This is a genomic window from Inquilinus sp., assembly GCF_057815775.1.
Genome location: NZ_JBYRFX010000331.1, coordinates 1 through 7,709, shown reverse-complemented (window position 1 = coordinate 7,709; position 7,709 = coordinate 1). Strand labels below are relative to the sequence as shown.

Here is a 7,709-nt window from a genome sequence, read left to right as displayed (position 1 = left end):
CTGCTCGGTGCTGACGTTGAGCTTCTCCACGGTCTCCGAAGCGCTGGGTGCTGCGCCGGACTCACTGAGCTTCAGCGAGAAGTCGAAGTAATCCTGCACGGTTTCCTTGTCCAGTCCCAGCTGACCGTCCTGGGTGTAGAGCGACTTGCCGCGCTGGCGGGTCCAGCAGTCGAGCGACGGCTCCACCCCGCCGGCATCCTGCATGCCCCAGTAGCCCTGCTTCTTCTGGGCGACGTTGAGCGACCAGTCGGCCCATTGCGTCCAGCTCCAGTCCCAGGACGGAACCTCGACGCCGAGCTGCTTCACCGTATCGGCGTCGTAGACGAAGGCCGTCGAATTGTTGCCGAGATTGATGCCGTACAGCTTGCCGTCGACCCGGCCGCAATCGACCGAGGGGCCGCCGAAATCGTCGATCTTCAGGATCGACGGCATGTACTCGTCGAGCGGCAGCAGCGCGCCGCGCCGGGCGTATTCGACGATGTAGCGGTAGTCCATCTGGATCAGGTCGGGCGCGTTGCGGCCCGCGGTCTGGGTGGCCAGGCGCGGCCAGTAGTCGGGCCAGCCCAGATTCTCGCCGGTGATCTTCACCTCCGGATGGGCGGCCTCATACAGCCGGTTGACCTGCGAGGTGCGGTCGGCGCGCTCCTTCGAGCCCCACCAAAACATGCGCAGGCGCGCATCGTCGGCCCGGGCGATCCGCGGCGCCCCGGCCAGGGCCAGGCCGGCGGCCGCACTTCCCAATGTGAGGATCTGTCTGCGGTTCATGCGCAGCGTCGCCATTCGTTTCCTCCTTGAGTTGGTGCCCTTCTTGGCGAGGGCCCCGCGGAACGGCAGCCGGTTTTCCGGCCTTGGGTCGGCCGCCGATCGATCGCCTCGGCGGCCGTTTGTTATAACCAGTTGGTTACAAGATTGATCGATGCGATGATGGCTGTCAACCCGAACCCCGGGGGCGCCGCCCCCGGGGCCATGACCGAGGCCCCAGACCCGTGAGCACCGACGACGAACCGACGGCAGCCCTGACCGACAGCGCCCCGACCCTCGACCCCGAGGCCCTCGATACCGAGACCGCCGCAAAAGCGGTGGCCCGGCCTGCGGTCAAGGCCGTGCGCGACCCGGAACGGACCAGCGCGGCGATCCTGGCGGCCGCGGTCCGGGAGTTCATGGAGAAAGGCTACAGCGGCGCGCGGATCAATGAAATCGCCAAACGCGCCGGCGCCAACAAGCGCATGCTGTATCACTATTTCGGCGACAAGGAAGCACTGTACCTGGCGGTGCTGGAGGGTGCCTATGTCGCCATCCGCTCGGCCGAGAGCAAGCTGCACCTGGCCGATCACGACCCGGTCGAAGGCATTCGCGAACTGGCGCTGTTCACCTGGCGCTACTTCATCGACCACCCTGAATTCCTGAGCTTGCTGCAGACCGAGAACATGATGAAGGCGCGACACCTGAAGCGGTCCGCCCGGATCTTCGACCTGCATTCGCCGCTGGTCGCCGTGATCTCCGACCTGCTCAAGCGCGGCGCCGCCAGCGGCGTGTTCCGGCCCGATGCCGACCCGGTGCGGGTCTATGTCAGCATCGCCTCGCTCGGCGCCTTCTACCTGTCGAACCGCTACACGCTGTCGACCATCTTCCGGCGCGAGCTGACCGAGACCAAGGCGCTGGCCGAATGGGGCGACCACATCGCCCACATGATCCTGGCCTCGCTGCGTCCTTAAGTCGGACCTGTATGCCGCCCCTCTTGACGACCCCCCTCTTGACGAAAGCCACGATCCGTGGTGCGGTAGTAACCAATTGGTTACAATCATGGCCGGGACAGGCACCCGCGCCGACTTGGGAGGGGAGAACCCGGAATGGCCACCCAGCGCCTCGGCATCATCATGCACGGCATCACCGGACGCATGGGCTACAACCAGCATCTGGTGCGGTCGATCTGCGCCATCCGCGACCAGGGCGGCGTGGTGCTGCCGAACGGCGACAAGGTGATGCCCGACCCGATCCTGGTCGGCCGCAACGCCGAGAAGGTCGAGGAGCTGGCGAAGCGCCACGGCATCGCCCGCTGGACCGCAGACCTCGACAAGGCGCTCGCCAACCCCGACGACACGCTGTTCTTCGACGCCGGCTCGACCCAGATGCGGACCGAGCTGCTGAGCCGCGCCATCGACGCCGGCAAGCACATCTATTGCGAGAAGCCGATCGCCGAGACCCTGGCGGATGCGACCTCGGTCGCCCGCCTTGCCACCGCCCGCGGCATCCGCCACGGCGTGGTGCAGGACAAGCTGTACCTGCCCGGCCTGCAGAAGATCCGCATGCTGCGCGATGCCGACTTCTTCGGCCGGATCTTCTCGGTGCGCGGCGAGTTCGGCTACTGGGTGTTCGAGGGCGACTGGCAGGCGGCGCAGCGGCCGAGCTGGAACTACCGCAAGGGCGATGGCGGCGGCATCATCCTCGACATGCTGTGCCACTGGCGCTACGTGCTGGACAACCTGTTCGGCGAGGTCAAGTCGGTCAGCTGCCTCGGCGCCACCCATATCCCGGAGCGGGTGGACGAGGCCGGCCGCCGCTACGACGCCGATGCCGACGACGCCGCCTATGCCACCTTCCAGCTCGAGGGCGGCGTGGTCGCCCACATCAACTCCTCCTGGGCGGTGCGGGTGCGGCGCGACGACCTCGTCACCTTCCAGGTCGACGGCACCCATGGCTCGGCCGTGGCCGGACTGACCCGCTGCTACACCCAGCACCGCGTGAACACGCCGCGGCCGGTGTGGAACCCGGACGTGCCGCAGACCATGACGTTCCTCGACCAGTGGGAAGAGGTGCCGGACAACGTGGTCTACGACAACGGCTTCAAGGCGCAGTGGGAGGATTTCATCCGCCACGTCGTCGCCGGCACGCCCTGGAAATACGATCTGTGGCAGGGGGTGAAGGGCGTGCAGCTGGCCGAGGCCGGGCTGCAGAGCTGGGCCGAGCGGCGCTGGGTCGACCTGCCCGCGCTGGAGCGCTGAGCCATGCCGACACTGACCCTGCCGCGCGCCGGCGGCGGCACCGAGAGCTACAGCATCCGCAACGCGCCGCTGCCGGCCCCGGCGCCGGGCATCGCGCCGGCTTTCAACCGCGTCGCCTATGCCGCGGCGCATGTCGTGGCCGACCCGCTGGCCGACAACGATCCCTGGCTGGACACCGCGGTCGACTGGGACCGCACCCTGGCTTTCCGCCACTATCTCTGGGACCTCGGGCTCGGCATCGCCGAGGCGATGGACACCGCCCAGCGCGGCATGGGGCTGGACTGGCCGACGGCTAGGACGCTGATCGGCCGGGCCCTGGCGGGTGCCCAGGAGCGGCCGGGTGCGGTGATCGCCTGCGGCGCCGGCACCGACCATCTGCCAGCCGGCCCCGGCGTCACCGTCGACGACGTGATCGCCGCCTATGAGCAGCAGATCGAGGCGGTCGAAGGCCTCGGCGGCCGGGTGATCCTGATGGCCAGCCGGGCGCTGGCCGCGGTGGCCAAGGGGCCGGACGACTATGCCAAAGTCTACAGCCGGATCCTGGCCCAGGTTCGCCAGCCGGTGATCCTGCACTGGCTGGGCGAGATGTTCGACCCGGCTCTGGCCGGCTATTGGGGCGATGCCGACCACGACAGGGCGATGGACACCTGCCTGGCCGTGATCCGCGACAGCGCCGCCAAGATCGACGGCATCAAGATCTCGCTCCTGTCGAAGGAGAAGGAGATCGCGATGCGCCGCCGCCTGCCGCAGGGCGTGCGCATGTACACCGGCGACGACTTCAACTACGCCGAGCTGATCGCCGGCGACGACCACGGCTATTCCGACGCGCTGCTCGGCATCTTCGACGCCATCGCGCCCGCGGCCTCGGCCGGGCTGGCCCGGCTGGCGGCCGGGGACGAGGCCGGGTTCCACGCCATCCTGGCGCCGACCGTGCCGCTGAGCCGGCACATCTTCAAGGCGCCGACCCGCTTCTACAAGACCGGGGTCGTGTTCCTGGCCTATCTCAACGGGCTGCAGGACCATTTCCTGATGATCGGTGGCCAGCAGAGCACCCGGTCGCTGCCGCATCTGGCCGAGCTGTTCCGCCTGGCCGACGCCGCCCGCGTGCTGCGCGACCCGGACCTCGCCGCCCAGCGCATGCGCAAGGTGCTGGCCGTGGGCGGGGTGGAATAGCCGATGCCGACGATCGAAGGACTCTCCATCAACCTCGCCACCACCCGCATGCAATGGGACATGCGCCAGGCGGCCGAGGCGTGCCTGACGCACGGCATCACCGCGATCGCGCCCTGGCGCGACCAGGTCGAGAAGATCGGTCTGAGCGAGGCGGCGCGCATCGTGCGCGACAACGGCTTCAAGGTCACCGGCCTGTGCCGCGGCGGCATGTTCCCGGCCGGCGACCCGGAGGCGCGCAAGGCCGCGATCGACGACAACCTGCGCGCGGTGGACGAGGCCGCGGAGCTGGGCGCCGACTGCCTGGTGCTGGTGGTCGGCGGCCTGCCGACCGGATCGCGCGACATCGCCGCCGCCCGGCAGATGGTGGCGGACGGCATCGGCGCCATCCTGCCGCACGCCAGGGCCAGCGGCATCCCGCTGGCGATCGAGCCGCTGCACCCGATGTACGCCGCCGACCGCGCCTGCGTGAACACGCTAAAGCAGGCGCTGGATATCTGCGACATCCTGGGCGACGGCGTCGGCGTCGCCATCGACGTCTACCATGTCTGGTGGGACCCGGAGCTGATGCCGCAGATCGCCCGGGCCGGCGCGGCGGACCAGATCCTGGCGCACCACATCTGCGACTGGCTGGTGCCGACCACGGATTTGCTGCTGGACCGCGGCATGATGGGCGACGGCGTGATCGACCTGCGCGGCATCCGCGCCGCGATCGAGGCCGCCGGCTATGCCGGGCCGCAGGAGGTCGAGATCTTCTCGGCCGAGACCTGGTGGAAGCGCCCGGGCGACGAGGTGCTGCGGACCTGCGTCGAGCGCTACGAGACGCATTGTACCCTGTAACGGGGTTTGGGAGCGGAGGCGGAAATGAGCCAGGGCAAAACCAGGGTCGCGCTGATCGGCACCGGCCATCGCGGCGCCGGCACCTGGGGCCGGGAACTGCTGGCCCAGGTCGGCGACGTGGTCGAGATGGTGGGCTTGTGCGACCAGAACACGCTGCGGCTGGAGCGGGCGAAGGCGGCGATCGGCACCGATGCGCCCGTCTTCACCGATCTCGCCACCATGCTGCGCGAGACCCGGCCGGACCGGCTGATGGTGTGTAGCCGCGACAGCGCGCATGACGACCACATCGTCCAGGCGCTGGAGGCCGGGGTCGATGCCATCACCGAGAAGCCGATGACCACGACGGCGGAGAAGTGCCGCCGCATCCTGGAGGCCGAGCGGCGCACCGGCCGCCGGGTCGACGTCACCTTCAACTACCGCTACGCCCCGACCTCGCGGCGGATCAAGCAGCTGCTGCTGGAGGGCGCGATCGGCGAGGTGGTGTCGGTCGACTTCCACTGGTATCTCGACACCAAGCACGGCGCCGACTATTTCCGCCGCTGGCACGCCTACCGCGCCAATTCCGGCAGCCTGTTCGTGCACAAGGCGACCCATCATTTCGACCTGCTGAACTGGTACCTGGCCTCGGAGCCCGAGGAGGTGTTCGCCCGCGGCGAGCTGCGCCATTACGGAAGCAAGGGCCCGTTCCGCGGCACCCGCTGCAGGGACTGCGCCCACGCCGGCGAATGCGACTTCCACATGGACCTGGCCGCCGATGCCTGGCTGACCATGCTGTACGAGGACCCGTCGCGCGAGGACGGCTATGTCCGCGACGCCTGCGTGTTCCGCGAGGACATCGACATCCCCGACACGATGAGCGCGGCCCTGCGCTACAAGAACGGCGTCCAGGTCTCCTACTCGCTCAACACCTTCATGCCGATCGAGGGCCACCATTTGGCCTTCAACGGCACCAAGGGCCGGATCGAGGTGCGGCAGTTCGAGCGCCAGCCCTGGGCGACGCCGCCGGCCGACGAGATCCTGCTGATGCGCAACTTCGGCGCGGTCGAGCACATCTGGGTGCCGCAGGAGCCGGGCGGCCATTGGGGCGGCGACCCGAAGATGCAGGCGATGCTGTTCCGGCCGGGGATCGAGGACCCGCTGGGCCTGCGCGCCGATGCCCGCGCCGGGGCGCTGGCGGTGCTGTGCGGCGTAGCGGCGCTGGAGAGCATCGACACCGGCCGCAGCGTCGCAGTGGCCCCGCTGCTGGCGGGCTGAGTCCCACTGCGGCTCTTCCCGCCCGGCCGGTTTTCGGCCACCTTGCCGGCCCAGGGGGAAGCGATCCATGACCGAATTCAACACCGGGCGGGACCGGCACGCATGAGCCCGTCCGCCGATATCGCCGCGCCGCGCGCCGGCGCCCCGCTGCTGGGGCTGCTGCTGCTGTGCTCGTTCCTGTGGGGCAGCGGCTATCTGCTGACCAAGGTGCTGGCGGCGGATTTCGCGCCGATGCCGCTGACCGCGATCCGCGGCGTGATGGGCGGCGGGCTGCTGGGGCTGTGGCTGCTGGCGCGGGGGCAGAACATCCTGCCGCGCGGCCGCGAATGGCGCGACTGGGCGGTGCTGGGCGTCTTCCAGGGCATCATCCCGAATTCCCTGACGGCCTATGCCCTGGCCGACACCACCGCCGGGCTGGCGGTGCTGATCGCGGCGTCCAGCCCGCTGATCGTGGCGGTGCTGGCGCACCTGCTGTTCCCCGAGCAGAAGCTGACCGGCCGGCGCGCCGGCGGCGTGCTGGTCGGCTTTGCCGGCATGGCCGTCCTGCTGGGCCCCGCCGCCTTTGCCGGCAGCCCGGGCGGCCTGTTCGGCCCGCTGGCGATGGCGGTGACGGCCGTCAGCTACGCCATCGGCGTGCTGTACGTCCGCAGCATCCCGGCACCCCAGCCGGTGCGGCTGGCGCTGGGCCAGCAGGCCTTCTCCGGCCTGCCCAGCCTGGCGGCCGTTCTGATCATCACCGGCCCATCCGGCTTTGCCGGGGTGCAGTCCCACGCCGTCGAGTTGGCGGCCTTCGGCATCTTCGCCACCGCCCTGCCGATCGCACTGTACATGCAGATCCTGCGCATCGCCGGCCCGACGCTGGGGTCGATGAACGCCTATCTGACCCCGGTCTGGACCCTGCTGCTGGGCCTGGTCGTGCTGCACGAGCCGGTCGGTCCGCGCGAGCTGATCGGCGGCCTGGTCGTGCTGGCCGGCATCGCCATCGTGTCCTCGGCCAACCGCAGGCGTGCCCGGGTTTGAGGGGGCGGCGCTGAAGAGCCTGCTTCAGCCGCAAGACCGTTTTACAGCGTCATCGCGAGCGCAGCGACGCGATCCAGTCGTGCAGCCAGAGGCGGCGCCAGCCTGGATCGCCACGCCCTGCAGGCCCGCGATGACGGTGTGGGGTTGGCACGGCCGGTTAACCTCGGAGCCGCCGACGAGGGGGATCCTGCCCGTCACCCGGTGTCGAGGATGTCGTCGTCCCGATACCGGAGGCAGGTCTCGATGCCGAGGGAGCGGCAGAGGCGGTCGGCGACGGTGCGGGTGGTCTCGGTGTCGAGGCATTCGACCATATCGGCCTCCTGCAGCCGCACCGCCAGCCCGACCCGGATCCCGGGGATCCGCGCCGGGTCGATCGCGGGGAAGGCGCGCTCCACCGCGGCGACCGCCAGGTCCCGGCGCCGG

At 69.7% G+C, this 7,709-nt stretch carries 8 protein-coding genes; 6 read left to right on the top strand and 2 right to left on the bottom strand.

What is annotated here, in order from left to right; genetic code table 11:
- The coding region (locus AC3XYG_RS11870) for an ABC transporter substrate-binding protein (RefSeq protein WP_489140040.1) at positions 1-780 on the bottom strand (780 nt) is incomplete at its 3' end.
- Positions 781-986: 206 nt separating this feature from the next.
- Here AC3XYG_RS11870 and AC3XYG_RS11865 point away from each other — a divergent pair.
- The 6 genes from AC3XYG_RS11865 (at position 987) to AC3XYG_RS11840 (ending at position 7,286) form a co-directional block, all read left to right on the top strand.
- A complete protein-coding gene (locus AC3XYG_RS11865) occupies positions 987-1,715 on the top strand; it encodes a TetR/AcrR family transcriptional regulator (protein ID WP_489140039.1) in 729 nt (242 codons plus the stop codon).
- A 135-nt stretch (positions 1,716-1,850) separates the two neighbouring features.
- Positions 1,851-3,002: a Gfo/Idh/MocA family protein gene (locus tag AC3XYG_RS11860; RefSeq protein ID WP_489140038.1), complete on the top strand. Its 1,152-nt coding sequence runs from the start codon at positions 1,851-1,853 to the stop codon at positions 3,000-3,002.
- A gap of 3 nt (positions 3,003-3,005) precedes the next feature.
- On the top strand, positions 3,006-4,175 hold the full coding sequence (locus tag AC3XYG_RS11855; RefSeq protein WP_489140037.1) for a dihydrodipicolinate synthase family protein: 1,170 nt from the start codon (positions 3,006-3,008) through the stop codon (positions 4,173-4,175).
- Positions 4,176-4,178: 3 nt separating this feature from the next.
- Positions 4,179-5,012 (top strand): sugar phosphate isomerase/epimerase family protein, encoded by an 834-nt coding sequence (locus AC3XYG_RS11850; RefSeq protein ID WP_489140036.1) that lies wholly within the window; start codon positions 4,179-4,181, stop codon positions 5,010-5,012.
- A gap of 24 nt (positions 5,013-5,036) precedes the next feature.
- Positions 5,037-6,266, top strand: coding sequence for a Gfo/Idh/MocA family oxidoreductase (locus AC3XYG_RS11845; protein ID WP_489140035.1), 1,230 nt, complete (start codon positions 5,037-5,039; stop codon positions 6,264-6,266).
- A 102-nt stretch (positions 6,267-6,368) separates the two neighbouring features.
- Positions 6,369-7,286 (top strand): DMT family transporter, encoded by a 918-nt coding sequence (locus AC3XYG_RS11840; protein ID WP_489140034.1) that lies wholly within the window; start codon positions 6,369-6,371, stop codon positions 7,284-7,286.
- Between the two features lie 194 nt (positions 7,287-7,480).
- On the opposite strand, the gene AC3XYG_RS11835 is transcribed toward AC3XYG_RS11840, so the two are convergent.
- Positions 7,481-7,709 (bottom strand): hypothetical protein (locus AC3XYG_RS11835; RefSeq protein ID WP_489140033.1); only part of this gene is annotated, 229 nt, incomplete at its 5' end.

Bases quoted from the DNA above. Each gene is read 5' to 3' on its own strand.
- AC3XYG_RS11845 (WP_489140035.1), top strand. From the start codon at position 5,037: ATGAGCCAGGGCAAAACCAGGGTCGCGCTGATCGGCACCGGCCATCGC.
- AC3XYG_RS11850 (WP_489140036.1), top strand. From the start codon at position 4,179: ATGCCGACGATCGAAGGACTCTCCATCAACCTCGCCACCACCCGCATG.
- AC3XYG_RS11855 (WP_489140037.1), top strand. From the start codon at position 3,006: ATGCCGACACTGACCCTGCCGCGCGCCGGCGGCGGCACCGAGAGCTAC.
- AC3XYG_RS11860 (WP_489140038.1), top strand. From the start codon at position 1,851: ATGGCCACCCAGCGCCTCGGCATCATCATGCACGGCATCACCGGACGC.
- AC3XYG_RS11840 (WP_489140034.1), top strand. From the start codon at position 6,369: ATGAGCCCGTCCGCCGATATCGCCGCGCCGCGCGCCGGCGCCCCGCTG.